Source organism: Mammaliicoccus sciuri, from assembly GCF_002901825.1.
In the GTDB taxonomy this organism is placed as follows: domain Bacteria; phylum Bacillota; class Bacilli; order Staphylococcales; family Staphylococcaceae; genus Mammaliicoccus; species Mammaliicoccus sciuri.
In genome coordinates this window covers 109383-135448 of record NZ_PPQD01000017.1, presented here as the reverse complement: position 1 = coordinate 135448, position 26066 = coordinate 109383, and the positions used below count along the sequence as shown (strand labels likewise).

Sequence of the window (26066 nt, the reverse complement as noted above, 5' to 3'; positions counted from 1 at the left end):
CATAAAAAACACCAACAAAGTCAACTATAAACTTTGTTGGTGTTTTGTCTAATAAATATTAATTTGTTGTCTTTTTATTATTACGTACTGAAGTGATCCAGCCAATAATAACGAGTAATAATAATACTGACCAGAATATTGATTGCCATAATATGCCATGTGGGAAATCATGAGGTAATACACCAATTTCATCATGTGCCAATACAATCACAAACAGTTTAATACCTACCCAACCTACAATAGCAAATGCTGCCGCTTCTAAATTTGGATATTTATTTAATAATTCAACAAAGTATGTTGCTGCAAATCTCATAATAACAACACCAATAATACCACCAACAAACATAACACCAAACTGACCAGCATCCATACCACCAAAGTGGATACCCAATGCTGGTAATGTTACTGCGATAGCAAATGCAGCTAACATTGAATCAATCGCAAATGCGATATCTGCAAATTCTACTTTTAATACCGTCATCCAGAAGTTCTTTTTCAATTTATGATGACCGTGTCCATCTGAAGGAAATTCTGATTCAGAGAAATCATCTTTAGCTTCTACGTCGTCTGGCGTCTTGAGCTCTTCACCTTTATGCTTTTTAAAATCTATCAAATTCTTAATGGACATATAAATTAAATATAATGCCCCTGCCGCTTGAATTGGCCAGAAGTTAGCTAAGAAACTAATTAAGAATAATGATAAAAATCTAAACACAAACGCTCCTAATAAGCCATAGAACAATGCTTTTTTCCTTAAATCTTCTGGTAAATGTTTGACCATTACGGCCATAACAACAGCATTATCTGCAGCTAATAATCCTTCAAGAAATATTAATACAACTAATACCCAGCCATAACTAATTAACAAACTCGGATCCATCTATTCACACTCCATTCTTTTTTTGTAAAAAACAAAAGAGACCATGCCTAATAAAAGGCAAAGGTCTCACTTAACATTTATATGATGTCCATATTACCGGAAACTTATGTTTCGTAATGACGATAATATGCTAGAATTTTTAAGTTCTAAAGTTACTCCCCTTCGACAAAGTCGTAGGTCTATTTAGTTTTACTTAATTATTATACAATGTTTTGTTCATTATAACAAACTAAATAATTTAATTTCTGGGAATTTATCTTCAAACCATCTTGTTGCAAATTCATTTTCAAATAAGAATACATATTGATCATAGCGGTCTTTAACTAAAATAGATCGACTTGAATTCATATTGTCTGTAATATCTTTTTCATTTTCAATCCATCTTGCTATTTTCTTACCGACTTGTTCCATAACAACATCAACATTATATTCATTTTTCATACGATGCTCGAATACTTCAAATTGTAATTGTCCAACTGCACCCAATATGATTTGATTCGTGTGCAACGTTTTATAAAGTTGAATTGCACCTTCTTGAACTAATTGTTCAATCCCTTTATGGAAATGCTTTTGTTTCATAACATTTTTAGCGCTAACTTTCATAAATATTTCAGGCGTAAATTGTGGTAATGATTCAAAATGGAATTTTTGATTTCCGCCTACAAGCGTGTCACCAATTTGATAATTTCCAGTGTCATATAACCCTATAATATCACCACTAACAGCATGGTTTACAGTTTGTGTATCATCTGCCATAAATGAAGTTGAACGTGTGATTTTTTGTTTTTTCTTATTACGTTGAAGTGTAACATCCATGCCTCTTTCGAATGCACCACTCACGACTCTCATAAATGCGATTCTATCTCTATGTCTTGGATCCATGTTAGCTTGTATCTTAAAGATAAATCCTGAGAAGTCTGGATCGAACGGATCAACAACATCTCCTTCTTCAGTCTTGCGGCCACTTGGCATTGGCGCATAATCAACATACGCATTAAGGAAATTTTGAACACCGAAATTCGCTAATGCTGAGCCGAAAAATACCGGTGTTAACTCTCCAGCTAACAATAATTCTTCATCAAATTGTTCACCGACTTCATCTACAAGCATTAACTCATCAATTGCTTGTGCAAATTGTGAATCATTTTTGATTGGATGCTCTTCTTCTAATTCATAGTCGTCATTTAAATGTAAAACATTCTCTTCATCTCTAAATGGCTCAATTGTTTTATCAGATCTATCAATAATTCCAAAGAAATTCTGTCCCATTCCAATTGGCCAGTTCATAGGATAAGTTTCAATTTCTAATGTTTTCTCAATTTCTTCTAAAAGTTCAAAAGGCTCTTTACCCATTCTGTCTAATTTGTTAATAAATGTAAAAATAGGAATACCTCTCATTTTACATACTTTAAACAATTTCAACGTTTGCGGTTCGATACCTTTCGCACAGTCAATAACCATTACAGCACTATCTACAGCCATTAATGTTCTATACGTATCTTCAGAAAAGTCTTCATGTCCTGGTGTATCTAATATATTTATGTTGTAATGATCATAATCAAATTGCATAACTGAACTTGTAACAGAAATACCACGTTCTTGTTCTACTTTCATCCAGTCACTTGTCGCAAATTTACCTGTCTTTTTACCTTTAACGGTACCTGCTTGTCTAATCGCACCACCAAAAAGTAATAATTTTTCAGTTAATGTTGTTTTACCAGCATCTGGATGGGATATTATCGCAAATGTCTTTCTACTTTCTACTTCTTGTTTAATCGTCACAATTCATTTCTCCTTATAATTCGGATGTCCATTGGCTAATTCTATTTGCTAATTCATTTGCTTCATCTTCATCAAGTACATTAAACAAATGCAAGTACAAATGCTCAATTAAAGATTCTCCGTATAAATCGTAATCTACTTCAATAGACCAAAATAAATCCGGAATCGAAATCACAAAATATTCTTCTTTTTTATTTTCATATATATAAACTTTACAATTTAAGTTTTGCGAATGACTTTCTCTAATCTTCACTTGGCTTTCCTCCATATTTTTCATATGCTGCCTCTAAACCGATTAAATCATCTCTATGAGGCACTTTAATATGTCCAGGCATGATTTGATATGGTTCTCTCCCTTTAGATGCGAGTACAACTGTATCACCTGGCTCAGAAATTTCTATTGCATGTTTAATGCCTTCTGCTCTATCTTCAAATTCTACATAATTATTATGTGTCGCTCCTTTAGCTAATTCTGCTGTTAACATTTTAGGATCATCATTTGCAGGATTATCTGGCGTAAATATCACATAATCTGCTCGACAACTTATTTTACCCATTTCTGGTGTTTTTGTTAAGTCTCTTTCTCCTGCCATACCAACTAAGAATATTAATTTTTGTTTTACAAATGGTTTCACAGCATCTATTAATTTATCCATTCCGTCCGGTGTATGTGCATAATCAATAATTAAATCTATTGGTAAGTTTCTATCTAATACTTCTAAACGCCCTTCAACTGCAGGCATATTTCCAACTGCTTTAGTAATATCGTTTAATTCATAACCTTGCGCCCACAAACCTATAATGCTCGCTAATAAATTAAGGACATTAAATTTACCTAAATAAGGTGACTGTACCTTGTAAGAACCAAATGGTGTTACAAGTGTAAAGCGCACACCCCTTATAGATTCTTCTATATCTTTAGCCATAAAGTCTGCTTCGTTATCTATACCATATGTAAATATTTCAAATGGTGATACAGGTATTAATTCTTTTGTATATGGATCATCTGCATTCAATATGACATATTTGTCTTTTCTGTAGTCTTGACCTAATTGACTAAATAATAATGACTTAGCATGTCCGTAAGCTTCCATCGTACCATGAAAATCTAAATGATCTTGTGTTAAATTTGAAAAAATAGCGATATCAAATTCTAAACCTCGAAGTCTTCCGATAACTAACCCGTGACTTGAGACTTCAAATGTCATACTTGCACATTCTTTATCAACCGCTTCAACGATATGTTTCGTTAAAGTAACGGTTTCTGGAGTCGTATTAACACCTTTAGTAACTGTTTCATTAATTTGAAAACCGTTTGTTCCTAAATAAGCACTATTTTTTCCTAAACCTCTTGTTAAATGATGAATCATTGTCGCAATTGTCGTCTTACCATTTGTACCAGTCACGCCAATTGTCGTTAATTTTTGACTTGGAAAATCAAATAAGACATGACTAAAGATACTTGCCACTTTCAATGTATCCTTAACCACAATTAATAATACCTCATCATTTAATTCTACATAACGGTCACTCACAATGACGCTACATCCTTGCTCTATTACATTCGGTATAAATTTATGACTATCTACTGTATAACCTTTTGATGCCACAAATATAGAGCCTTCTTGAGCATTTCTTGAATCTGTCGTAATATCATGAACTTCTTGGTCAATTTGACCGTAAGTTTGTTTAATTTTTATTTTATTTAATAACGTTTTAACATTCATCGTTATTGCTCCTTTATTTTCAATAGGTTTATTATACACTTTCTTATGTTGATTTTATAGCTTAGACTATAACTATAAACAATTATAAAATGAGTGAGCGTTTACTTTTAAATAAAGGGGTGCTTTTATGATTAATATTCAATCCGTATCCAAATCTTATGGAAAAACAGTTATTTTAAAAGATGTAACAACTCAATTTGAACCTGGTTTAATAACAGGTTTAATTGGCCCATCAGGTGCAGGCAAGACGACTTTAATTAAATGTATTTTAGGCATGACAACTATGGATTCTGGTACAATTACGATCAATGGCAATCGTATTCCTAACAGAGAAATTTTAAGGTCTATTGGTTACATGTCTCAAAGTGATGCTTTATTTGATGATTTAACAGCTGTTGAAAATTTGAAATTCTTTGCGAAATTATATATTCATAAAGCACTTAAATTAGATATCAACGAACAAATCGAACTCACTCTGAAAATTGTCAACTTAACACACGAAAAACATAAAAAAGTTAAAGCATTTTCTGGAGGTATGAAACGCAGATTATCTCTTGCAATTAGTATGATTCAAAATCCAGACATATTGATTTTAGATGAGCCAACAGTTGGCATCGACCCTAGATTAAGAAAATCAATATGGAATGATTTGTTTCATTTTAGAGATGAAGGCAAGACAATTCTTATTACAACACATGTATTAGATGAGGCTGATAAATGTGATCGTTTATTACTAATGAGAGAAGGCAAAATTATTTCTTATGGTACGCCAAATGAAATTAAATCATCATATAACGTAAATACGATTGAAGATGTCTTCCTAGCGTTAGGAGATGGTGCACATGATTAATATTGCCACGCGAATTTTCAAACAAGTCATAAGAGATAAACGTACCCTTATGCTCTTACTCGTTGCACCGTTATTAATAATGACGTTGATTTATTTTTTATTTAACTATTCAGATGAGTCAACTGATCTAAAAGTGGGTACATATCAAGTAAACGCTCAAATCATTTCAACCCTCAAAAACCAAGATATTAACATTCAGACTTATTCAAATCAACTAGATTTAAAACATAAATTTAAAGCTGATCATTTAGACGGTTTTCTATCATTAGACGATAACAAACTAAATATTACTTACGAAAATACTGATCCAAGCAAAACGAGTCAATTAAAGTTAACCATCAATAAATTAATCATCATGCAAAGCACAAAACAATTGTCATCTGTCGTTAATCAACAAGGGAAAATCATTCAGTCTATAACTCAACAATTACCAAAAGCCGAAAAGTCTCAAGTTTCGGCTAAATACCCAAATCATATAACAAAGTTAGATGCCAAAGAGTATTATTTACATGGTGATAAAGATACAAATTATTTTGATACTATAAGTCCTATTTTAATCGCATTTTTCGTATTCTTCTTTACATTCTTAATTTCAGGTATTTCATTACTCAAAGAAAGAACATCTGGAACTTTAGAAAGAACATTATCATCACCTATTAAAAAACATGAAATTATTTTAGGTTATATAATAGGTTATGGTACATTTGCCATCATACAAACAACTTTGATTGTTTTATATGCTATTTATGTATTACAAATGGTTACTGAAGGCAACATATTATTAGTATTTATTACGAATGTACTCGTGTCATTTATAGCACTTACACTTGGTTTATTGTTATCGACATTCGCATCATCAGAATTTCAAATGATTCAATTTATTCCTTTAGTTGTGATTCCTCAAGTCTTTTTCGCAGGAATCATACCAGTGGAAAGCATGCATAAAGTGCTCGTATATATCGCACATATCATGCCGTTATATTATGCAGGTGATACCATTCAAAATGTTATGTTAAGAGGCTATCACTTATCAGATATTTATATGAATTGGATAATACTATTAGGTATATTCTTCTTACTGTTAGTATTAAATATGATTGGTATGAATCGATACAGAAAAGTTTAACCAAATCACATGCATAATCACGTATAATTTGTTAAATATCTCCAACTAAAACATTGATATAGTATAAAGTTTTTATATTAATTTTGTAATTATATGCAATATCTTTTCACAAAATAGCTAAAATGCGTTAAACTATCATAGAAATTAAATACAAATACGGAGTGTGGCTAATGGTTTCTCAAAACAAAAAATTATTGATTATTACAGGTTCTTTCGGTAATGGTCATCTACAAGTTACGAATAGTATTGTGAAACAATTTGGTGAAATGAATTTAAATCATTTAACTGTTATTGAGCATGATTTATTTTTGGAAGCACACCCTATTATGACTTCAATTGCGAAACAATGGTATATAAACAGCTTTAAGTATTTCAGAAATATGTATAAGTTCTTCTACTATAGTAGACCTGAACAAATTGATAAATGTTTCTATAAATACTATGGATTAAATAAATTATTGAATTTACTTATAAAAGAAAAGCCTGATTTGATTTTGTTAACTTTTCCGACACCAGTCGTATCAGTTTTAACGGAACAATTCAATTTGAATATACCTATCGCTACAGTAATGACGGACTACCGTTTACACAAGAACTGGGTAACACCACACTCAAATAGATACTATGTAGCAACGAAAGATTTGAAAAATGAAATTGAATCTATCGGTGTAGAAAGCGATGCAATTAAAGTAACAGGCATACCTATTTCTAAACAATTTGAGCAACCAATCGATCGATATCATTGGTTAACGAAACACAAACTAGATCCAGACAAGAAAGTTATTTTAATGTCTGCTGGTGCTTTCGGTGTATCAACAGGTTTCTCAACTATGATTAGTAAAATAGATATGTATGCTAAAGACACTCAAGTTGTCATGATATGTGGTAATAGTAAAAGCTTGAAAAATGAACTTAGACATCATTTTAAAGATAATGATAATGTGCTGATACTCGGCTATACGAAACATATGAATGAATGGATGGCATCTAGCCAACTTATGATTACTAAGCCAGGTGGCATCACTATTTCAGAGGCATTCTCTAGACATTTACCTCTTATATTCTTAAATCCAGCACCTGGACAAGAGTTAGAAAACGCTGAGTATTTTACACAAAAAGGATACGGTAAAATAGCACACACACCAGAAGAAGCGACTAAACTCGTTATTTCACTCATGAATCAACCATCTAGACTAAAGGAAATGACAAAACTACTAGAAGAAAATTATATTGAAAAATCAACAGAAAATATTTGCAAAGACTTACTTTCATTATTAAGTGATTCACTTTCTTATAATGAAGTTTATGGAAAGGTTCCTATGTATGCCAAATACTTCATCAGATAAAACATTTCACAAAAAAGATTTTCGGTTAATGCTCATCATATTATTTATGATGGAATTTGCGAGAGGAATGTACATTTTAAGTTATTTACCAATTCTACCAACAACCACTGCTAAAGTGACTGTTGGTATTACTTCTTTAGCTATTTCTTTACACTTTATTAGTGATGCATTAACGAATTTCGTAATAGGTTTTCTTCTAAAACGATTTGGTCCAACAGTTATATTAACGTGTGGATTTATATTAGCATTTACGAGTTTAGCACTCATTATTTTCATACCATCACCTATCGTATTTATTTTAAGTGCCATATTATTAGGTATCGCAGTTAGTCCAATTTGGGTCATTATGTTATCCAGTGTTGACGAAGCATCTAGAGGTAAACAAATGGGATATGTTTATTTCAGTTGGTTAGTTGGATTATTATCAGGTATGATTTTCATGAATTTACTATTTAAACTACATCCTACGAGATTTACATTTATGATGGCTTTATGTGTACTTGTTGCATGGATATTATTCTATTTTGTTAAAGTACAGCTCACAAATTACGAAAGTAAATCTGTTAAAAAACAACTACGTGAAATCGTACAAGTGACAAGAAGACATTTATTGCTATTTCCAGGTATCTTTTTACAAGGATCTGCAATAGGCATGCTTGTCCCTATATTGCCAACATACGCAACAAAACATATGGGTGTTACAACACTAGAATATACACTTTTACTCATTGTTGGCGGTATTGGATGTACCATTTCGATGTTATTCTTTTCTAAATTGATGGACAAACATTCTAAAGCATTTACACACCTTGTTATTTTTGTAGGATTTTTAGCATATAGCTCATTTATATTTGGATTAACCGTATTAACACAATTATTTATCGTTCTATTGATTGCTTTACTCATTGGTACGATTTATGGGCTACTCTTACCAGCATGGAACACATTTATGGCTGGTCAAATTCATAATAAAGTGCAAGAAGAAACATGGGGTGTCTTCAATAGTGTTCAAGGATTTGGAACAATGATTGGCCCCGTATTAGGTGGGTTAATATCTGAAGTATTTAAAGATGTATATTATACAATTTATGCTTCAAGTATTATGTTCTTATTCTTAGCATTATTCTATGGCACATTCTTTATTATAAATTATAGAAAAAGAAAATCAGCATAAAATAAAAGGAAGCAGAAGAGATTTAATCAATACCTTCTGCTTCCTTTTTTATATGAGATAAATTTTGATTTATCCTAGTGTATATGAAGCTTCTTCAGACCATGTTTCGTCTTCATTTTGCTTCATAAGTTTAATTGTATCAATTGTTTCTGAATGATCTATACCAGCCATTCTTACTTGGCCATAAATATCTTCAAATTCTTGGCTTGAAAGACCTTGTGCAATTGTGAAGTGTGGTACGAATGGATGTGTACTCTCACCATAGAATGCTTCATTATTAAATTTACTAAATAAAGATTCTAATTCATCCGTTTTAGTCACTTTAAAATAAATAACGTTTTTAGTAGGTGCAAAGCTAGAGGCTTTAGACACTTGGATATTTAATGGTTCAAATTCCTTAGCTGTTGTTTCTAATTGTGATTTCACTTCATTTAGTTTACTATCTTCAATTTCAAATTTCTCTTTAATTGTAATATGTGGTGCAATTAACGCATAGTGTTTGTCATATCTCTTACGATATGCATTCACTTTTTCTTGGAATGGTTTAGACGGAATAAGTACGATGCCTAATTTCATAATGATACTTCCTCCTTTGTTTTTCTACATTATTATTATATCAAATTTTTTTGATTTTGATGACTTAAAAAGTAACTTAACATATTTGGTAATTCAGGCTTCCATGTTTTCCATGTATGTCCACCATCTAATTCAGTGTATTCATATGTTAAATCTTCCTGTTTAACTCGTTCACTGAATGATCGATTCGGTGTTAAAAAGTCTGCCATATCTCCACTAATAAGTTTGAAAGAATCTTCTTCTTTACCTATATAATGTTTGATTGTTAATAGATGTTTAGATGAACAATTGTTAAATACTTCTATTACTGTATCATTGATCATTGGACTGAAAAGCCCTGCTTGACTAAAATGATGAGGGTATTCTAAACATGTCATTAAAGCGATACTTGCTGCTAGACTATCGCCTAGTAACATTCTTGCATTACCTACTTTCAAAGTTGAGAATGTTTTATCAATATAAGGACATAGCTCTTTCACCACAAATTGTGACGTTTCTTTTCGGTATTCTCCATCGGGATGAAATTCTGTTCTTCTCTTATCTACATCTTCATAGTGAACACCTACAATGATTGCCCTTTCTATCTCATCATTTGTTCTTAATTTCTCATATGCGCGATGAATTTGACCAAATTGGAAAAAGTCCCTACCGTCAAATGTAATAATCACATGATGTTTATATAGATCTGTATAGTCTTTAGGTAAGTAAATTGAGATTGTCACTTCCCTTTTTAAAAATTTACTCTCGAGTTTAATTTGGTCAACAAGACCTATTTTTTTATCCATAAAAGAACGCTCCCAACTGTACATATAATTTTATTGTACAGTAGAGAGCGTATATTTGAAAGCGTTTGATATTGTTTAATTATTTATCATCTAAGTTATATTCTTTTAAACGTTTAGGATAATCTTCATGCCAGAATTTTGCAGTTGGCACTTCATCTGGTTCTGGTCTATATATCGCATAATAACCTGACCCTTTTTGTTTTTTCTGAATTTCAAAGTCACGTAATGCTCTTAAGGCTGGTTTATGGAGTATCCAAATTGCAATGATATTTAACCATGCCATCATACCTACACCTAAGTCACCCATTGCCCACGCAACATCAGCTGTTTTAACACATCCGTATATTGTAGCACCTATGAGAACTAACCGTACTAATATAATCCATATCTTCTGTTTATCGGACGGTATGATATAACTTACGTTAGTCTCTGCGATATAGTAATATGCCAGTATCGTTGTAAATGCGAAGAAGAACAATGCTAACGCAATAAAGTAAGAACCGAAACCTGAGTACGCTGGATCAAACGTGTAGTTATCTCCAGAGAATGCTTTATCAATCCCTGCTTGAGCATACATCGCTGTACCTGATACGTCTTTACTACCATCTGGGCCTTGTACATAAATTCCATTGTCATGAATTAAATGTGGTGAACCATCTTTATTTGTTCCACCGTCTGTTGTATTAAATGTACCTGACATTAAAATCATTAATGCTGTAGCTGTACATACTAATAAAGTATCTACATAAACTGAGAATGCTTGTACAAGTCCTTGTTTAGCTGGATGTGATACTTCTGCAGCTGCAGCAGCATGTGGTCCAGTACCTTGACCTGCTTCGTTTGAATAAAGTCCTCGTTTAACACCAATTTCAATCATCGCACCGAATATACCACCAAAAGCAGCTTCAACACCAAATGCAGATTTGAAAATTAATGCAATTAAACCTGGAACTTCTTGAATATTTAATATAATGATAACAATTGCTAAACCTATGTAAACAATAGCCATAAAAGGTACAACGGCTGTCGCAACATTTGCAATTGCTTTGATACCACCGAAAATGATAAGTGCTAATAATACAGCTAATACTATAGCAATAACCCAAGGATTTAATCCAAATGCATTTTTCATTGAAGAGGCAATGGCATTTGATTGAACACCCGGAAGCAATAGACCTACAGATAGTACTGTAACAAGTGCAAATATAATTGCATATATTTTACCAGCTTTACCTTTTATACCTGATTCTATGTAGTATGCTGGTCCACCACGATATTGACCATTTATTTCTCTTTTATAAATTTGACCAAGTGTTGATTCGATAAATGCCGAACTCGCACCTAGAAATGCTGTAGCCCACATCCAGAATACTGCACCAGGACCACCGATAAAGATTGCTGTTGAAACACCAACAATATTACCTGTACCAACACGACCTGCTAATGATACTGCAATTGCTTGGAAAGAAGAAATACCAGTTGGTGACTTTTCCCCTTGAAACATTAAACGAATCATTTCTTTAAAGTGCCTGACTTGGAAGAACCTCATCATAAATGAAAATAAAACACCAGTCAGTAAAAGACCATATACTAACGCTTTACTCCATACAATCTCATTCGCAAAGCTAACAATAGATTCCATAATTAATCTCCCCTTTGTTGTAAGCCTTAAGATAACTTCATGTTCAGAAAATTTTGAAATTACCTTGTTATGATTATACCATGTATAAATACACAATCAATATTTTTTTGAAATGCTCTTAACACAAATTGTAAGCGCTTACTATATTGTTAAAAAAGCTTTTTAGAAATAGTAAGTATAAATGCACACAAATTCATATATTCACAAATACGTTATAATTATTCTAATCCGTACAACTTAAAATAATATATAAAAATATAAACTTTTAAACATTACACGAATTCTAGAAACTATTTTATTTATCATTGTTAATTCTGTAATTTCGCTTATAATATAAAAGTATGAGAAAGTTTGATAAGGAGGACTTCTATTGTTAAATAAAGCATGGTTTCGTACAGGAATAGCTATTCTCCTTACGTTTCTAATTATAAAAATCTTTATGGAAATAAATGAAATATTTTATCCAATCATCATTATCGTAAAATCCATATTACTACCATTATTATTAGGTGGATTCTTATTCTATATTTGTTTACCTTTTCAAAAAATGTTAGAGAAAAGAAAAGTACCCAGATGGGGAAGTATTTCGATCATCATCGTTGCATTAATACTGATTGTTGTACTATTTATCTCAATCATTGCACCAGTTCTAACAAATCAAATTAATAATTTAATCAAGAATATTCCCTATATACAACGTGAAATTCAGCATGTTGTAGATTATGCATTACAACAAAGAGATCGATTACCAGAAAATATATCACAAAAAATTAATGATTCAATCGAAAGTATAAGCGGTATCGTAACAGATATGTTAACAAACCTATTTAGTTATATATCATCATTTGTTTCAACAATGTTCTTATTAATCTTAGTGCCTTTCTTCTTAATATATATGTTAAAAGATCACGAAAGATTTATTCCATTTATAGCTAGACCTTTCAAAGGTCGTACAAAATGGTTTGTCGTTAATTTAAGTAAAGACATTAATCAAACATTGCAATCATATATACAAGGTCAAGTTACAGTTAGTGTTATATTAGGTGTACTATTGTACTTAGGTTATACATTTGTAGGTTTGGATTATGCATTACTTTTAGCTTTATTGGCACTCATCACAAACATGATTCCATTCCTAGGACCATGGTTAGCATTTATACCAGCAGCAACAATCGCACTCATACAAGATCCTATGATGCTCGTTTGGGTAAGTATTATCACATTAATTTGTCAGCAACTTGAAGGTAACGTGATTACACCAAACATTATGGGTAAATCATTAAACATTCACCCACTTACAATCATTACTGTTATATTAGCTGCAGGTAATTTAGGCGGTTTCGTAGCTATCTTAATAGCCGTACCAACATACGCAGTACTTAAGACAATCGTTCGAAATGTATACACACATAGACAATCTATTAGTTCAAGTGCGAACCGTACAGTTGAAGACGATCCAATACATGATAACAACTTAAAATAAACAAAAAACTGAAACCAATGCGGTTTCAGTTTTTTTGTTTGGTGTGGAAGATATGCGGTGTATGTAATTATGGCCGCTCTTAGTTACACTTCGGCCAAGTTTTGTTACTATGGGTGCCCTTAGTTACACTTCCGCCGACTTATGTTACTATGGGTGCCCTTAGTTACACTTCCGCCGACTTATGTTACTATGGGTGCCCTTAGTTACACTTCCGCCCAGTTTTGTTACTATGGCCGCTCTTAGTTACACTTCGGCCAAGTTTTGTTACTATGACCGCTCTTAGTTACACTTCTGCCGACTTTTGTTATTATGGGCATCCTTAATTACAATTCGCCCGACTTTTGTTACTATGGGTGCCCTTAGTTACAATTCCGCCAAGTTTTGTTAATATAGACGTCCTTAGTTAAAATTCCCCACCTTTTTGTCACTACATATACAAAAAACCAACAAAATCATAGATTTTGTTGGTTCTCTAAATTATCTTACAACATGGTAACCTGAGTCTACATGAATATTCTCACCTGTTACACCGCTTGAGTAGTCACTTAATAGATAAGCTGCTGTTTTACCTACTTCTATAATATCTACATTACGTTTTAATGGTGAACGTTCTTCAATTTCTTTAAGGATCGCATTGAATCCACCTACACCTTTTGCACTTAATGTACGGATGGGACCTGCAGAGATAGCATTTACTCGAATGTTATCTTCTCCTAAGTCACGTGCTAAATATTTAACGTTTGCTTCTAAACTTGCTTTAGCTACACCCATCACATTGTAGTTAGGTACTGCATATTCTCCGCCTAAATAAGTAGTTGCAACGATGCTGCCACCTTCTGGCATTAATTTTTTAGCTTCTCTTGCAACGATTGTTAATGAATAAGAACTAATATCTTGTGCTAATAAGAAACCTTCACGAGATGTATCAGTAAATCTTCCTCTTAAGTCTTCCATATTAGCAAAAGCGATTGAATGGTAAACACCATCGATATGACCAAATTTTTCTCCAATTTGTTCAAAAGCATTTACAACGTGATCGTCTTTTTGAACATCACATTCAAAAATATGTTGTCCTTTTTGATTTTTTAATTCTTCAAATAATTTAACAAGTTGATCTTTACTACGTTCTTTTCTGTATGTGAATACTAAGTTAGCACCTAGTTCGTCTAACACTTTAGCTACACCAAAGCCAATACTTCTTTTGTTCGCAATACCCATGATTACATATGTTTTACCTTCTAAATTAAACATTCACTATACTCCTTTAATATGTATATTATACTAAACATTCACTCGTTATAATAACACTGGTCAGACCACCTGACAAGCATTATACTTTTATTTTATATTGAATAAAAAGTAAAAATGAGGTCTATAGTACAACCTCATTTTTACAAAGTTTATTAAATAAATTCCATATCTTGTTTTAATTGTGAAACATATTCTTTTGATCCTGTCACAATTAACTTATCTCCATATTGTAATTCAGTATCACCATGAGGTACGATTGAATCTTTGCCTCTAATAATACGTACAAAGATTACGTCCCCAGCAAATGGGAATGATCTTAACAATACATTATGATAACTATGGTTCTTCATCTCTATCTCATATAGAGAAGTTTCTACGTTACTTAATAAGTTCAGCATATTTGGAGATTCAATTAATCCTTTAAGTAAGATTTTATTACTTAAGAAACTACTAAAGAATTCAATATTTTTACCTTCAAATGCTTCATCTTCACTACCATTTTCTTGTTTACAAATAATTCTTTTAACGCCATGATTATGCGCCATTAAAGCAACTTGTTTGTTGATTTGATCATCATTTGCTGAACATACAATGATATCTGAATCAAATAAGCCTAATTCTAATAGTTCCTCTTCAATATAATCATCTAACTCAAATGTTTTAATACTTTCATCTAACTTTCTATTATCTGAAAGATCTTTTCTAAAGAACATTGAAGTTTGATAAATGTGAGAATGTATACTTTGAGCAACTGGGATCGATAATTGGTTTTTACCAATAAAGCTCACTTTAACAATTTTCTTAGTTTCTTCAGGCATTGGGAACATCTTCTTAAATACAATCGGTACAAAGACACATGTGATAACCGCACTTAGAATAAGTATGCCAGATATTTCTGAACTAATTGTTCCAAGTTGTTCAGCGATTTTTGCTGCTGCGATTACAAGTGACAATGTTGAAGTTAATAGGAATGCCGAAGAAATTGTCGTTTTACGGTCATACCATTTACCTATAAATGCTACTGGAATCAGCTTAGAAATTAAAAAGGCAATAAACAGTAAAGGTATGATAATTAATAAACCTGGCTCTTGCACAAGTGATGGAATGTTTAAATTCACACCTACCATAATGAAGAATATTGGAATAAAGAAACCATATCCAAATGAGTCTAATTTCTCTACCATATCTTGGTCAGGTCCTAATAACGATACGATAACACCTGCTAGGAAGGCACCTAATATATTTTCAGCGCCTACTCCTTCAGCTAAACCAACGAGTAGAATAATGAGTGCAAACACTGCACGAATACCTATTTGAGTTGTACCTGAAGTTAATTTTTTTAAGAATGGTGATTTTTTAAATAAACCACCCATAATATAAAAGATAAAACTAAAGACGATTAGAATACCTATAAGCCATAACGGTGAATCACCTTTAGCATTTATTGTACCGTAAACTGTTAATAGTAACATTGTTGCTAAATCTGCTACAACTGCAACTAACAAGATAAACTGTCCGATGCTTGTATGCATAATATTCATTTCTTTTAATGTTGGTACAACTACGCCCAAACTAATTGTCGAGATGATGATAACCATCAATAATACGTCGTCTATTAAACCAGTCCATTTGAATATAAAGGCTAATAAAATAGATAAAACCATAATTAAAGAAAATACGACGGCCGTTAAATATAAATTACTTGGAATATTATTTCCTTCTTGTTCATCAGAAGTTTGTTTCGTCTTAAACGCGTTAAAATCAATTTCTAAACCACTTAAGAACATTAAAAATATAAAACCTAACGTCGATAAGATAGATAACCATGCATCTTCTTTTACTAATCCAAATAAAGAGTCACCTATGATTATCCCCATTATGATTTCAGCAACGACAACAGGTAAGAAAGAAATTTTCAACCTATTTACAAGTATAGGTGTTAAAAATGCAGCAATAACAACAATAACTAGAGATGTAAAACTAGAATGCTCCATATTATTCTCCTTATATTAGATAAGACATAAATGCTGTTGCTAAACCAAAGTAGATTAACATACTGACAATGTCGTTTATTGTCGTAATGAATGGTCCACTTGCAACTGCAGGGTCAATATTCATTTTATTCATAAACATCGGTATAATTGCACCCATTAAAGTACCTACAGTCATCGCTATTGTTAAACTAACTGAAACGATAAGCGCCAATACAGGTTCACGATATAATAAGACAATTATAATGAATAAACTTATTGCACAGAAGAAACCAGTTAGTAGTCCTGAACCAGATTCACGAAGTGCGAGCTTAAATTTGCTTTGTTCATTTATTTCACCTGTTGATATATTACGTACAGATACGGCAAGAGATTGTGTACCTGAGTTACCACTCATACCACTAATGATAGGTATAAATGCTGCAAGAAGGGCAACTTGTGAAAGTGTATCTTCAAATTGTCCTAGTATGGATGCTGTGATCATGCCTAAAACCGTTAATATTAATAACCAAGGTAAACGTTTCATAGCTGTTTGGAAGACTGAATCATTTGTAGAGTCGATGTCAGATACACCCGCTAATTTAGAGTAGTCTTCACTTGCTTCTTCATCCATAACGTCCAAGATATCATCAATTGTAATGATACCTAATAAATGATCTTGATAGTCGATTACAGGTAACGCAATCAAGTCATAATCTCGCATTGTTTGTGCGACGTCTTCTTGGTCATCAGCTACATTAGAACTGATAACACGTTCACTCATAATTTCTTCAATATATGCATCATTTTCAGCGACAATTAAGTCTCTTAATGAGATAACGCCTGCTAATTTTTTATTTTCGTCTACAACGAAAATAACATATATTGTTTCCGCTTCAGGTGCTTGTTCTTTAACATAGAACATCGCTTCTTTAACAGACATTGTTGAATATACTGAAATAAACTCAGTGGTCATAATACCACCGGCAGTATCTTCTTCATAATGAAGTAATGCTTTAATTTCTCTAGCATCTTCACGATTCATGAGTGTGAGTAAAGTGGCTATTTTACTTTTAGATAATACATTCAAAATATCAACTGCGTTATCGTATGACATGTCACTTAACATTTGACTTGCATAATTAGCATTCATATTTTGAAAAATTTCTTCGTATTCTTCATCATCTAACTCAGTCGTTTCAAAGAAGTCAGCTACTTCTAACGGTGAAAGGAATTGATATATTTTTTGTTTGAGCTCATTATCACATATTTCAAAGTATTCACCTTGGTCATATGTATGCATATTTAAAAATTCTTCTCTAAATTGGTCTATTTCATCATTTGCTAATAGTTCGTCTAACTTTTCTTTATCAAAAGCTTCGTCTTCGATGTAATTTTCATTATTTTCATTAACCAACTTTGCCACCTCCTCATAAAAATACAATTTATTATATCATACCTACACCGCTTAGGTTATAGTGCATTTCATCAACAATATGCAATTGTTTCAAAGTGATTGGATGTATAAATTCTATATGATTGCACTGCAGTAATTGATGATCATATTGACCATCTTCATATCCATATAAACTATCACCTATAATTGGATAACCAATATGTGCAAGATGTACTCTTATTTGATGTGTTCTACCTGTAAAAAGTTGTAATTTAAGCATGCTATTTTCAGAATCACCATCTAAATATTCATATTCTGTATGTGCAAACTTACCTTCTTCAGAAACTTCTCTTTCTATAATAGAATGTTTAGCACGTGCAATTGGTGCTTTAATAACACCTTTCTTCGGTGCAACAACACCATGTACAAGTGCAACATAGTATTTACTTATTGTCGTATTTGAAACCATGTGATGTAATAATTGATGCTTCGCAAATATAACTATACCACTTGTACCGCGATCTAAACGTGTCACTATATGTGGAATTGTTCGTTCACCATTCATTAGCATATAGCTTAACACCGCTTCAACTAAACTATTATGAGGATGTTCTCTAGAAGGCGCTGTATTCATCATGGCAGGTTTAGAAACGATGATAAACCATTCATCTTCAAACAAAATATTTAAATCAAACGTAAATGGTTCTAAATTATGACTAGGAGATTCATTTGGTAAGTGAATCTCAATTTCGTCACCTTCATGAATTTCTTTTCTAACGGTAGCGTGTTCTTTATTCACTAATAAAGCGCCATTCTGCTTAATGGCGCTTAAACTCTTTTTAGAAATGCCTTTATCATATAAGAATGTCTTCAAAATCATTGAAGAAGCTGCTCGATATTGTAATACTTTCATGTTTAATCCTCATTTGAAATAAATGAATCATGTACTCTTTTCCAGAAAGGAAATGGTCTAAATCTCGCAAAGCGGACTTTTTCATTTGCTACTCTATATTGAATAGATTCAATATTTTTATGTTTAACATTTACATGATCAATCGTAACTTGTAATGTATCGTGATTTACTGGATGTATATGACAAACGTGATGTTTAGGTAATACAAGCGGAGAACCAACCGTTCTAAAGACACGGTTATTAATAGAAGCTATTTCAGCTATTTGCATAGCTTCTAGTGATGGATGTATAAGTGCCCCACCTAAAGCTTTATTATAAGCCGTTGAACCAGATGGTGTTGAAACACATAAACCATCACCTCTAAACCTTTCAAACTGCTCGCCTCTTAATACTAAATCTACAACTAGTGTTGCGCCATTATCAGTTTTAATAGTTGCTTCATTTAAAGCTAAATATCTCGTTTCATATCCGCCTTTTTTGTAGCGAATTATAACTTCTAATAATGGATATTCTATAACTTGATAAGTTGAATTGTTAATTTCAATAATGAGTTTTTCAACTTCGTGTGGCAACCAATCAGCATAGAAACCTAAATGTCCAGTATGTACACCTACGAAACTGACATCTCCTAACATATGACTATATTGGTGAAATGCTTGTAATAAAGTACCATCTCCACCAACAGAAATTACGATATCGGGTGATTCTTTGTCTTCAACCATATTAAAGTCATTCATATGATTTTTCATTTTATACATTAAAGCATTCGATTTTGAATCACCTTTTGATAATATATTATATTTCAAAGCATTCACCCCTAATCGTGTTTGTGTTTATTACTTTTCTGTCTGGAATAATATTTCTGTGCTTCTTGAATTTCTTCACGTATTTCAGACATTTCTTCATCTAATAAAAATGCTGCCTCAGCTGCTCTCTCAAGTCTATTTCTTATTTCAGGAGGATAATCACCATCGTACTTATATCTTAAGGTATGTTCAATCGTCGCCCAGAAATTCATCGCTAATGTTCTAATTTGAATTTCTGCCAAAATATTCGTTTGACCATGTAACGTTTCAATTGGATAACTGATAATTACATGATACGAACGATATCCACTTTCTTTTGTATATTCGATATAATTTCGTTCTTCTACAACTTCAAAATCTTGTCGTTGTCTTAAAAGTTCTACAACGATATCTATATCATCAACAAACTGACACATCATTCTTAAACCCGCAATATCATACATTTCCTCTCTTAATCGATCAAAAGGAATATCACGTTGATTTGCTTTATCTATTATACTTGAGATGGGTTTAACACGACCTGTAACAAACTCAATTGGCGAAGGTTTATCTGAAGATTCATATTGTTTACGTAACCCCTTCAATTTAATCTTTAATTCGTCAATTGCTTGTTTATATGGTGCCAAAAATTCTTCCCATTGATTCATAACCATCACTCCGCTTTGTTTAATTCAAATGCTTCCTCTACCGAAGCTACAAACGCTTTACCATAGTTGTGATTATCTGCGATGTTATCTAATAAAAATTCCATTTCTTCTTTAAATGAAGTTAATACTAAATGATCGTTGACGATGACCTCTTTGTCGAAGTGTTCATGAATCATTGACCATGTTTCCTCTACAAATAATAAATAATGGTATTGTTCACCGCTATCAAGCATATATACAAATGCATGATTATCGCTATCTACAATCATATGCTCTGCTGGTTCTAATCCCTCAGTTGGTTGGTCTGTATAACATTTGATTTGATTGTCATTTATTTTAATTTCATTTACATAAATACGCATTGTTGTTCCTCCTTATTCCAATCTATTTTAACACATTTTAATTTAAACATTCATATCATCAAGTCAATTTTGTATAATTACTTGTTTATCCGTAAATCTTCCATAATAATAGTGTAAAAGGAAGTGTATATCAAAATGGGACAAGAACTCGAAATTGAATTCAAGAATATGCTCACGCTTGAAGATTATGAATTAATCAAACAATATTATTTTAAACAAAGTGAGCCTTTTAAACAAACAAATTACTATATAGATACAAATAATCATGATATTATGTCACAAAAAATGGCACTACGAATACGTGAAAAGAATCATAATTATGAAATGACTTTAAAAGTCCCACAAGAAGTTGGTCTTCTAGAATATAACGAAATAGTTGAGGATATTCCTAAACAAGGTGAACGTTTAAACAAACAATATCTTCCAGAAAACATTACTGAAATATTAAATAAGTTTAATATTCCACTAAATGACCTGAGACAACTTGGTGATTTAACGACTTATAGGTTAGAAAAAGATATTGGCACAGGACTTTTAGTATTGGATCATAGTATTTATTTAGGTATTGAAGATTATGAATTAGAATTCGAAGTTAAGGACTATGATAAAGGCGAAATAGCTTTTAATAAAATTTTGAATGACTTGAATATAGAAAGAAATATTCCAAATAATAAAGTGGTACGCTTTTTCAATGCAGATCGCAAAAGAACATGAATTTACTTTCGTTACAAGTCGAAATACTTTTAAAAATTTAAGAACATGTTATATTAATATTATCGATAATGAAATAAGCAAGAAAAGGTGAAATTATGACCCCATATGAAGTAATCGACCCCCAAGATTTGTACGACATGATTGATCACTTTTATTATCTCGTAGAACGCGATAATCGTATTAATCATCTTTTCCCTGGTGACTTTGCAGAAACGAGTCGTAAACAGAAACAGTTTTTAACGCAGTTTTTGGGTGGTCCAGCATTATATACAGAAGAACACGGTCATCCGATGTTACGACAACGTCATTTACCTTTCAGAATTACGAATAAAGAAAGAGATGCCTGGCTAGAGAATATGCTTGAAGCCATTACCCATTCTCGATTAAATAAAGATATACAAGAATATTTATATGAAAGACTCAAGCTAACTGCAAACCACATGGTTAACGCTTAATATAGTTGAAGGTGGATAATATGGCCGAAGAATTAAGACTAATCCATGCTAATGAACAAAATAATATAGATTTAACACCTGTAAGCAAAATCGAAATTTATTCATTTTTTGATCCATTTTGCGAAGATTGTTTTAATCTATCAGCTACATTAGCAAAGTTAAAAATTGAATATCAAAAATATGTTAAAATTCGTCAGATTTTGAATCCCTCTCTAAAAGTTTTGACTAAATGTCAGGCTCAAAGCACATGTGAATTTGATAATGTAGCTTTAGCATTTAAAGCAGCAGAATTACAAGGACATAATAGAGCGAGCAGATTTCTAAACTTAATTCAGAATGAAATTATACCTCATGAAAAAATCATTACAACTGAGCTGATTAGAAAGTGTGCGTACAAATCTGGAATTGATTTATCTGTATTTATTAAAGACTTGAAAGAGCAGTCATTGACTGATAGTTTACAAACAGATTTGCATATTGCGCGTGAGATGGATATCAATATGACACCATCACTTGTGTTCTTTAATGAAGATGTACATTCTGAAGGACTTAAAGTAGAAGGTTTATACCCATATCATATTTATACGTATATCATTCAAGAACTTATTGGAACAGAAGTTGAGAAGCAACTTCCTCCAAAATTACTCGACTATATACAATCGCAATCAATTATTTCTGAACAAGAAATTGCGACAATATATGAATGGCCAGAGAAAATTGTCAAACGCGAATTAAAAAAATTACAACTCCAAAATTATATAGAACAACAAGATTCTGTACACGGAGATTTTTGGAAATTTAAGAAAAGAAAAGTAAATAATGATAAGTATTAGGATCTGTATCCTTACTTAAATTAAATAGCATCTCATTTCACTGGTTCATCCAGTTAAAAATGAGATGCTATTTTTATGTTTTAGAATAAAGTCGTAAAATAAAAAAACAGCAGTCATCCATCATTAAAGATGAATAACTGCTGTTTTTTTGGACTTTTATGCCCTACTCAATTTTTAGCATGAAAATTAAGTTTCATACTTTATGGTTAAATATACGTCCTTATAACTTATACTCACCATTTAATAGATAACTTTTGGGATGTTAACTATGAATGAACAAATAAATAAATAAAAAACACCGTGTCTGATTACACGGTGCTTAAACAAAGGGGATGGGAGAAATTTTTCACTTCAAACAAAGGGGTATGTTTGTTATGTGATTAATTTCATGTATGTAATATAACATGCTCTGTACACTAAATTCAACAAAAAACATCGGTTTTTTTAATTTGTCACACAGTTGTCATATTGGAAACGTCTACATACATTTATTTCTCTTTTACAAGCTTTTCAAAGGCATTTAGTTTCTGTTCAAAGACTTCCATTGCCTCTTCTATTGGTTGTTTAGATGTCATATCGACACCAGCTTTTTTCAATACTTCTATCGGATAATCTGAGCTACCTGCTTTTAAGAATTCATTAATATATCTCTCAACTGCTGGTTCGCCTTCTTCTAATATTTGTTTACTTAATGCTTGTGCTGCACTATAACCTGTAGCATATTGATAAACATAGAAATTATAATAGAAATGAGGAATACGTGACCATTCTTTGGCAATATTCTCATCTGTCACAACAGCATCGCCGAAATATTTTTTATTAAGTTCTGCATACTCAGAGTTTAAACGATCTGCAGTTAATGGTTCACCATCTTCTACAATTTTATGAATAAGATATTCAAACTCAGCGAACATTGTTTGTCTAAATAATGTTGCTCTAAATCTTTCTAACTCTTGGTTTAGTAAATATTTACGCTTTTCAGGATCTTCTAAGTTCTTATCCATATATTCACTTAACAACGCTTCGTTAGTTGTTGAAGCAACTTCTGCCACAAAGATTGAATAATCACTTTCATTTGATTGTTGATGTTTTCTACTGAAATAACTGTGTGCAGAATGTCCAAATTCATGAATTAACGTAAATAAATCAGAAATAGAATCTGTCCAGTTAAGTAAAATAAATGGATTTGTTAAGTGAGCGCCTGAAGAATAGCCACCAGAGCGTTTACCTTTATTCTCATAAACATCTACCCATCTATTATTTAAACCTTCTTCAACTACATCTATGTACGTTTGACCCATAGGTTGTAACGCTTTAACCATCCAGTCTTTAGCTTCTTCATATGGCATCTCAAATGAAGAGTTTTTAACTAGTGGTGTATACATATCATACATATGCATTTCATCTAAACCAAGTAACTCTTTTCTTAAATCAGTATAACGATGTAACAATGGTAAATGCTTATGTACAGTCGCAATTAAGTTATCGTATACTTCTTCTGGAATAAAGTTATTTGATAGCGCTTGTTCACGAGCTGAGTTATACTTGCGAACTTTTGAACTAAATATAGCAGTCTTAACTTTCCCACTTAACGTTGCAGTTAATGTATTGTTATGACTTCCATATGCTTCATAAACATTATCATAAGCAGATTTTCTTAAAACGCGATCTTCAGATTCTAACAATTTAGTATATGTGCCTTGTGTCAGTTCATGTTCATTACCATCTTTATCGACAGCTGGTTTAAATGTTAAGTCAGCATTATTAAACATACCAAATACATTACTAGGTGTTTGTAATGCTTCCCCTGCTTCAGCTAAAATCTTTTCTTCTTTATCGCTTAAAATGTGAGGTCTTTTCTTATTAAGTTTCTCAATATCAAATTGATATCTTTTTAAATCATCGTTTGATTCAACAAATTCATTTAATGTTGCTTCATCAATAGACATTAATTCAGGCAAAATGAAGCTCCATGCACTCGCAAATTTATTAGCAAGTGTTGCTGCCTTCGCTTCATATCCAGCGTATTTATCATTTGCTGTGTCTTGATCATGTTTCAAATGAGCATAAACATAAACCTTACCTAGTTTCTCATCTATTTCACTATCAAGTAATAACGCTTTATACAATGTTTCTGCACTATCTTTCAAGTGACCTTTGAATTGTTCTTCTTTACCTAAATAGCCTTCTAACTCTTTAAAAGCTTCTTCATATGCTTCGTCAGAAGAAAAGATAGTTGTTAAGTCCCATGTATATTGTTCTTGTTGTTCTTCCCTTGTAATTAACTTCGCCATCTTAATAGCCTCCTTAATATTTCATATTTATAATTTTCTCATTAATTAGTCCATTTTGCACGTGAAATAGCCTTTCGTTTTACAATTGAAATATATGAGTAAAAGGCGCTCAATAGGATTTCTTTCTTAGAATAATGACAATCATAAAATGATCTAAATTCTATGAACTGATAAAATTTTTCAAAAGTAAATGTCTTATTTTTCATTTCTAAAAATAAGTATGATTGCCATGTAATACAATGTGTTAAAAAATATATTTGTTCAGGTACAATAATGCCAATAATCGGGCGTCTCTTCTTATGTATTAAGCGAGCATTATATAATAACGATAGCGTCGGTTCTAATACATTCTTCTGTTTCCTACATTTAGTTAAATATTCTTGGTAAGCCATATCCGTTAATGCTAAATTTGGTATTTTCTTTAACGGGTAATCTTCTAATAAATGGTCCCATTGAATTTCCCGTCTATAACCGATAAATCTATGTTTATCAATTGATTGTAAACATTCATATCTTATTAATAAACGCTCTTCAGGATTATAAGTTATAAGTGTTCTTTCTTTATGATTAATGAGTGCTGCTTCAAAATAACTGAGGGTTAATATACCATTCAGATATTTAATATTTTTACCAATCCAAATCACTTTTATATTCATTAAACGAAATCCTTCACTCCTATACATTAATAAATCAAAGCTAATAGGAGAATATTGAAATTCGACAACAATATTTTTATTAATTATAATGTCGGGAATTTGTTCAATTTCAGATATATAATATTCCATATCTATGTTAACTTTCCCATTTAAGCATGCATAAATATGATGTTTAGATGATATGTGATCAAGAGATTCTTTCTTATAACTATTTCTTAAACAATAACTATCTACTTTATGAGCAAAGTGCGCTACAGTATGTTTTCCTTTCTTGATAACGAGTTCAGATAAACAATCCGGGCACCTATAAATTTCATTGGTCTTAGCGTGTTGTGCATATATTAACTGATTATGTTGATTAAGTCCCATTAACATAAAAAACACCTCTTTACTATATA

At 31.8% G+C, this 26066-nt stretch carries 24 protein-coding genes; 8 read left to right on the top strand and 16 right to left on the bottom strand.

The features are described from left to right. Positions 1-58 precede the first annotated feature (58 nt). The 4 genes from CD035_RS03125 to CD035_RS03110 all read right to left on the bottom strand — a co-directional run bounded on the left by CD035_RS03125 (position 59) and on the right by CD035_RS03110 (position 4389). Positions 59-880, bottom strand: coding sequence for a TerC family protein (locus tag CD035_RS03125; RefSeq protein WP_048542036.1), 822 nt, complete (start codon positions 878-880; stop codon positions 59-61). A gap of 219 nt (positions 881-1099) precedes the next feature. Beyond that, positions 1100-2662 (bottom strand): peptide chain release factor 3, encoded by a 1563-nt coding sequence (locus tag CD035_RS03120; protein WP_048542034.1) that lies wholly within the window; start codon positions 2660-2662, stop codon positions 1100-1102. A 13-nt stretch (positions 2663-2675) separates the two neighbouring features. Then, on the bottom strand, positions 2676-2915 hold the full coding sequence (locus tag CD035_RS03115) for a YueH family protein (protein WP_025905650.1): 240 nt from the start codon (positions 2913-2915) through the stop codon (positions 2676-2678). Then, positions 2905-4389 (bottom strand): UDP-N-acetylmuramoyl-L-alanyl-D-glutamate--L-lysine ligase, encoded by a 1485-nt coding sequence (locus CD035_RS03110; protein ID WP_048542033.1) that lies wholly within the window; start codon positions 4387-4389, stop codon positions 2905-2907. Before CD035_RS03110 ends, CD035_RS03115 begins: the two co-directional genes overlap by 11 nt. A 127-nt stretch (positions 4390-4516) precedes the next feature. On the opposite strand from CD035_RS03110, the gene CD035_RS03105 reads away from it, so the two are divergent. The 4 genes from CD035_RS03105 to ltaA all read left to right on the top strand — a co-directional run bounded on the left by CD035_RS03105 (position 4517) and on the right by ltaA (position 8885). Further along, positions 4517-5239, top strand: a complete 723-nt coding sequence (locus CD035_RS03105; protein WP_048542031.1) for an ABC transporter ATP-binding protein — start codon at positions 4517-4519, stop codon at positions 5237-5239. Next, entirely contained in the window at positions 5232-6365 is a 1134-nt protein-coding gene (locus tag CD035_RS03100; protein ID WP_048542030.1) for an ABC transporter permease, read from the top strand. Before CD035_RS03105 ends, CD035_RS03100 begins: the two co-directional genes overlap by 8 nt. A 170-nt stretch (positions 6366-6535) precedes the next feature. Further along, positions 6536-7711, top strand: a complete 1176-nt coding sequence (locus CD035_RS03095) for a diglucosyl diacylglycerol synthase (RefSeq protein WP_048542028.1) — start codon at positions 6536-6538, stop codon at positions 7709-7711. Next, the gene (gene ltaA, locus CD035_RS03090; RefSeq protein WP_048542027.1) at positions 7689-8885 is read left to right on the top strand and encodes a lipoteichoic acid biosynthesis MFS flippase LtaA; all 1197 of its coding nucleotides are present in this window, start codon (positions 7689-7691) and stop codon (positions 8883-8885) included. Before CD035_RS03095 ends, ltaA begins: the two co-directional genes overlap by 23 nt. 69 nt (positions 8886-8954) lie before the next feature. Here the strand turns inward: ltaA and CD035_RS03085 are convergent, their stop codons facing one another. The 3 genes from CD035_RS03085 to CD035_RS03075 all read right to left on the bottom strand — a co-directional run bounded on the left by CD035_RS03085 (position 8955) and on the right by CD035_RS03075 (position 11891). Then, positions 8955-9461 carry a YjcG family protein gene (locus CD035_RS03085; RefSeq protein WP_048542024.1) on the bottom strand — a complete coding sequence of 169 codons (507 nt, stop codon included), beginning with the start codon at positions 9459-9461 and terminating at the stop codon, positions 8955-8957. A 35-nt stretch (positions 9462-9496) separates the two neighbouring features. Further along, positions 9497-10246, bottom strand: a complete 750-nt coding sequence (locus tag CD035_RS03080; RefSeq protein ID WP_048542022.1) for an esterase family protein — start codon at positions 10244-10246, stop codon at positions 9497-9499. 79 nt (positions 10247-10325) lie between these two features. Beyond that, positions 10326-11891 carry an alanine/glycine:cation symporter family protein gene (locus tag CD035_RS03075; RefSeq protein WP_048542742.1) on the bottom strand — a complete coding sequence of 522 codons (1566 nt, stop codon included), beginning with the start codon at positions 11889-11891 and terminating at the stop codon, positions 10326-10328. Positions 11892-12258: 367 nt separating this feature from the next. On the opposite strand from CD035_RS03075, the gene CD035_RS03070 reads away from it, so the two are divergent. Then, entirely contained in the window at positions 12259-13371 is a 1113-nt protein-coding gene (locus CD035_RS03070) for an AI-2E family transporter (protein WP_048542020.1), read from the top strand. 477 nt (positions 13372-13848) lie between these two features. On the opposite strand, the gene fabI is transcribed toward CD035_RS03070, so the two are convergent. The 7 genes from fabI to CD035_RS03035 form a co-directional block, all read right to left on the bottom strand. Further along, positions 13849-14622 (bottom strand): enoyl-ACP reductase FabI, encoded by a 774-nt coding sequence (gene fabI / locus CD035_RS03065; RefSeq protein ID WP_048542017.1) that lies wholly within the window; start codon positions 14620-14622, stop codon positions 13849-13851. Positions 14623-14774: 152 nt separating this feature from the next. Beyond that, positions 14775-16616: a cation:proton antiporter family protein gene (locus CD035_RS03060; RefSeq protein ID WP_048542016.1), complete on the bottom strand. Its 1842-nt coding sequence runs from the start codon at positions 16614-16616 to the stop codon at positions 14775-14777. A gap of 10 nt (positions 16617-16626) precedes the next feature. Then, complete coding sequence (gene mgtE, locus CD035_RS03055; RefSeq protein WP_025905662.1) at positions 16627-18009, bottom strand: magnesium transporter; 1383 nt, start codon at positions 18007-18009, stop codon at positions 16627-16629. Between the two features lie 31 nt (positions 18010-18040). Then, positions 18041-18901: an RluA family pseudouridine synthase gene (locus CD035_RS03050; protein ID WP_048542015.1), complete on the bottom strand. Its 861-nt coding sequence runs from the start codon at positions 18899-18901 to the stop codon at positions 18041-18043. Positions 18902-18903: 2 nt separating this feature from the next. Beyond that, the gene (locus CD035_RS03045) at positions 18904-19707 is read right to left on the bottom strand and encodes an NAD kinase (RefSeq protein ID WP_048542013.1); all 804 of its coding nucleotides are present in this window, start codon (positions 19705-19707) and stop codon (positions 18904-18906) included. Positions 19708-19718: 11 nt separating this feature from the next. After that, on the bottom strand, positions 19719-20354 hold the full coding sequence (locus tag CD035_RS03040; RefSeq protein ID WP_048542741.1) for a GTP pyrophosphokinase: 636 nt from the start codon (positions 20352-20354) through the stop codon (positions 19719-19721). A 5-nt stretch (positions 20355-20359) separates the two neighbouring features. Continuing rightward, a complete protein-coding gene (locus CD035_RS03035; protein ID WP_025905666.1) occupies positions 20360-20716 on the bottom strand; it encodes a UPF0738 family protein in 357 nt (118 codons plus the stop codon). Between the two features lie 135 nt (positions 20717-20851). Between CD035_RS03035 and CD035_RS03030 the strand changes: the two genes are divergently transcribed. The 3 genes from CD035_RS03030 (at position 20852) to CD035_RS03020 (ending at position 22718) form a co-directional block, all read left to right on the top strand. Beyond that, positions 20852-21430, top strand: a complete 579-nt coding sequence (locus tag CD035_RS03030; RefSeq protein ID WP_048542012.1) for a CYTH domain-containing protein — start codon at positions 20852-20854, stop codon at positions 21428-21430. 95 nt (positions 21431-21525) lie between these two features. Then, entirely contained in the window at positions 21526-21885 is a 360-nt protein-coding gene (locus tag CD035_RS03025; protein WP_048542010.1) for a globin domain-containing protein, read from the top strand. 20 nt (positions 21886-21905) lie between these two features. After that, positions 21906-22718: a DsbA family protein gene (locus tag CD035_RS03020; RefSeq protein WP_048542009.1), complete on the top strand. Its 813-nt coding sequence runs from the start codon at positions 21906-21908 to the stop codon at positions 22716-22718. A gap of 488 nt (positions 22719-23206) precedes the next feature. Here the strand turns inward: CD035_RS03020 and pepF are convergent, their stop codons facing one another. Both pepF and CD035_RS03010 read right to left on the bottom strand, forming a co-directional pair. Next, positions 23207-25012, bottom strand: coding sequence for an oligoendopeptidase F (gene pepF / locus CD035_RS03015; RefSeq protein ID WP_048542008.1), 1806 nt, complete (start codon positions 25010-25012; stop codon positions 23207-23209). A gap of 41 nt (positions 25013-25053) precedes the next feature. Beyond that, positions 25054-26043, bottom strand: a complete 990-nt coding sequence (locus CD035_RS03010) for a competence protein CoiA (protein ID WP_048542005.1) — start codon at positions 26041-26043, stop codon at positions 25054-25056. Between the last annotated feature and the right edge of the window lie 23 nt (positions 26044-26066).

Bases quoted from the DNA above. Each gene is read 5' to 3' on its own strand.
- CD035_RS03125 (WP_048542036.1), bottom strand. From the start codon at position 880: ATGGATCCGAGTTTGTTAATTAGTTATGGCTGGGTATTAGTTGTATTA.
- CD035_RS03030 (WP_048542012.1), top strand. From the start codon at position 20,852: ATGGGACAAGAACTCGAAATTGAATTCAAGAATATGCTCACGCTTGAA.
- fabI (WP_048542017.1), bottom strand. From the start codon at position 14,622: ATGTTTAATTTAGAAGGTAAAACATATGTAATCATGGGTATTGCGAAC.
- CD035_RS03025 (WP_048542010.1), top strand. From the start codon at position 21,526: ATGACCCCATATGAAGTAATCGACCCCCAAGATTTGTACGACATGATT.
- CD035_RS03100 (WP_048542030.1), top strand. From the start codon at position 5,232: ATGATTAATATTGCCACGCGAATTTTCAAACAAGTCATAAGAGATAAA.
- ltaA (WP_048542027.1), top strand. From the start codon at position 7,689: ATGCCAAATACTTCATCAGATAAAACATTTCACAAAAAAGATTTTCGG.
- CD035_RS03110 (WP_048542033.1), bottom strand. From the start codon at position 4,389: ATGAATGTTAAAACGTTATTAAATAAAATAAAAATTAAACAAACTTAC.
- CD035_RS03020 (WP_048542009.1), top strand. From the start codon at position 21,906: ATGGCCGAAGAATTAAGACTAATCCATGCTAATGAACAAAATAATATA.
- pepF (WP_048542008.1), bottom strand. From the start codon at position 25,012: ATGGCGAAGTTAATTACAAGGGAAGAACAACAAGAACAATATACATGG.
- CD035_RS03010 (WP_048542005.1), bottom strand. From the start codon at position 26,043: ATGTTAATGGGACTTAATCAACATAATCAGTTAATATATGCACAACAC.
- CD035_RS03035 (WP_025905666.1), bottom strand. From the start codon at position 20,716: ATGCGTATTTATGTAAATGAAATTAAAATAAATGACAATCAAATCAAA.
- CD035_RS03085 (WP_048542024.1), bottom strand. From the start codon at position 9,461: ATGAAATTAGGCATCGTACTTATTCCGTCTAAACCATTCCAAGAAAAA.
- CD035_RS03105 (WP_048542031.1), top strand. From the start codon at position 4,517: ATGATTAATATTCAATCCGTATCCAAATCTTATGGAAAAACAGTTATT.
- CD035_RS03095 (WP_048542028.1), top strand. From the start codon at position 6,536: ATGGTTTCTCAAAACAAAAAATTATTGATTATTACAGGTTCTTTCGGT.
- CD035_RS03050 (WP_048542015.1), bottom strand. From the start codon at position 18,901: ATGAAAGTATTACAATATCGAGCAGCTTCTTCAATGATTTTGAAGACA.
- CD035_RS03040 (WP_048542741.1), bottom strand. From the start codon at position 20,354: ATGAATCAATGGGAAGAATTTTTGGCACCATATAAACAAGCAATTGAC.
- CD035_RS03060 (WP_048542016.1), bottom strand. From the start codon at position 16,616: ATGGAGCATTCTAGTTTTACATCTCTAGTTATTGTTGTTATTGCTGCA.
- CD035_RS03080 (WP_048542022.1), bottom strand. From the start codon at position 10,246: ATGGATAAAAAAATAGGTCTTGTTGACCAAATTAAACTCGAGAGTAAA.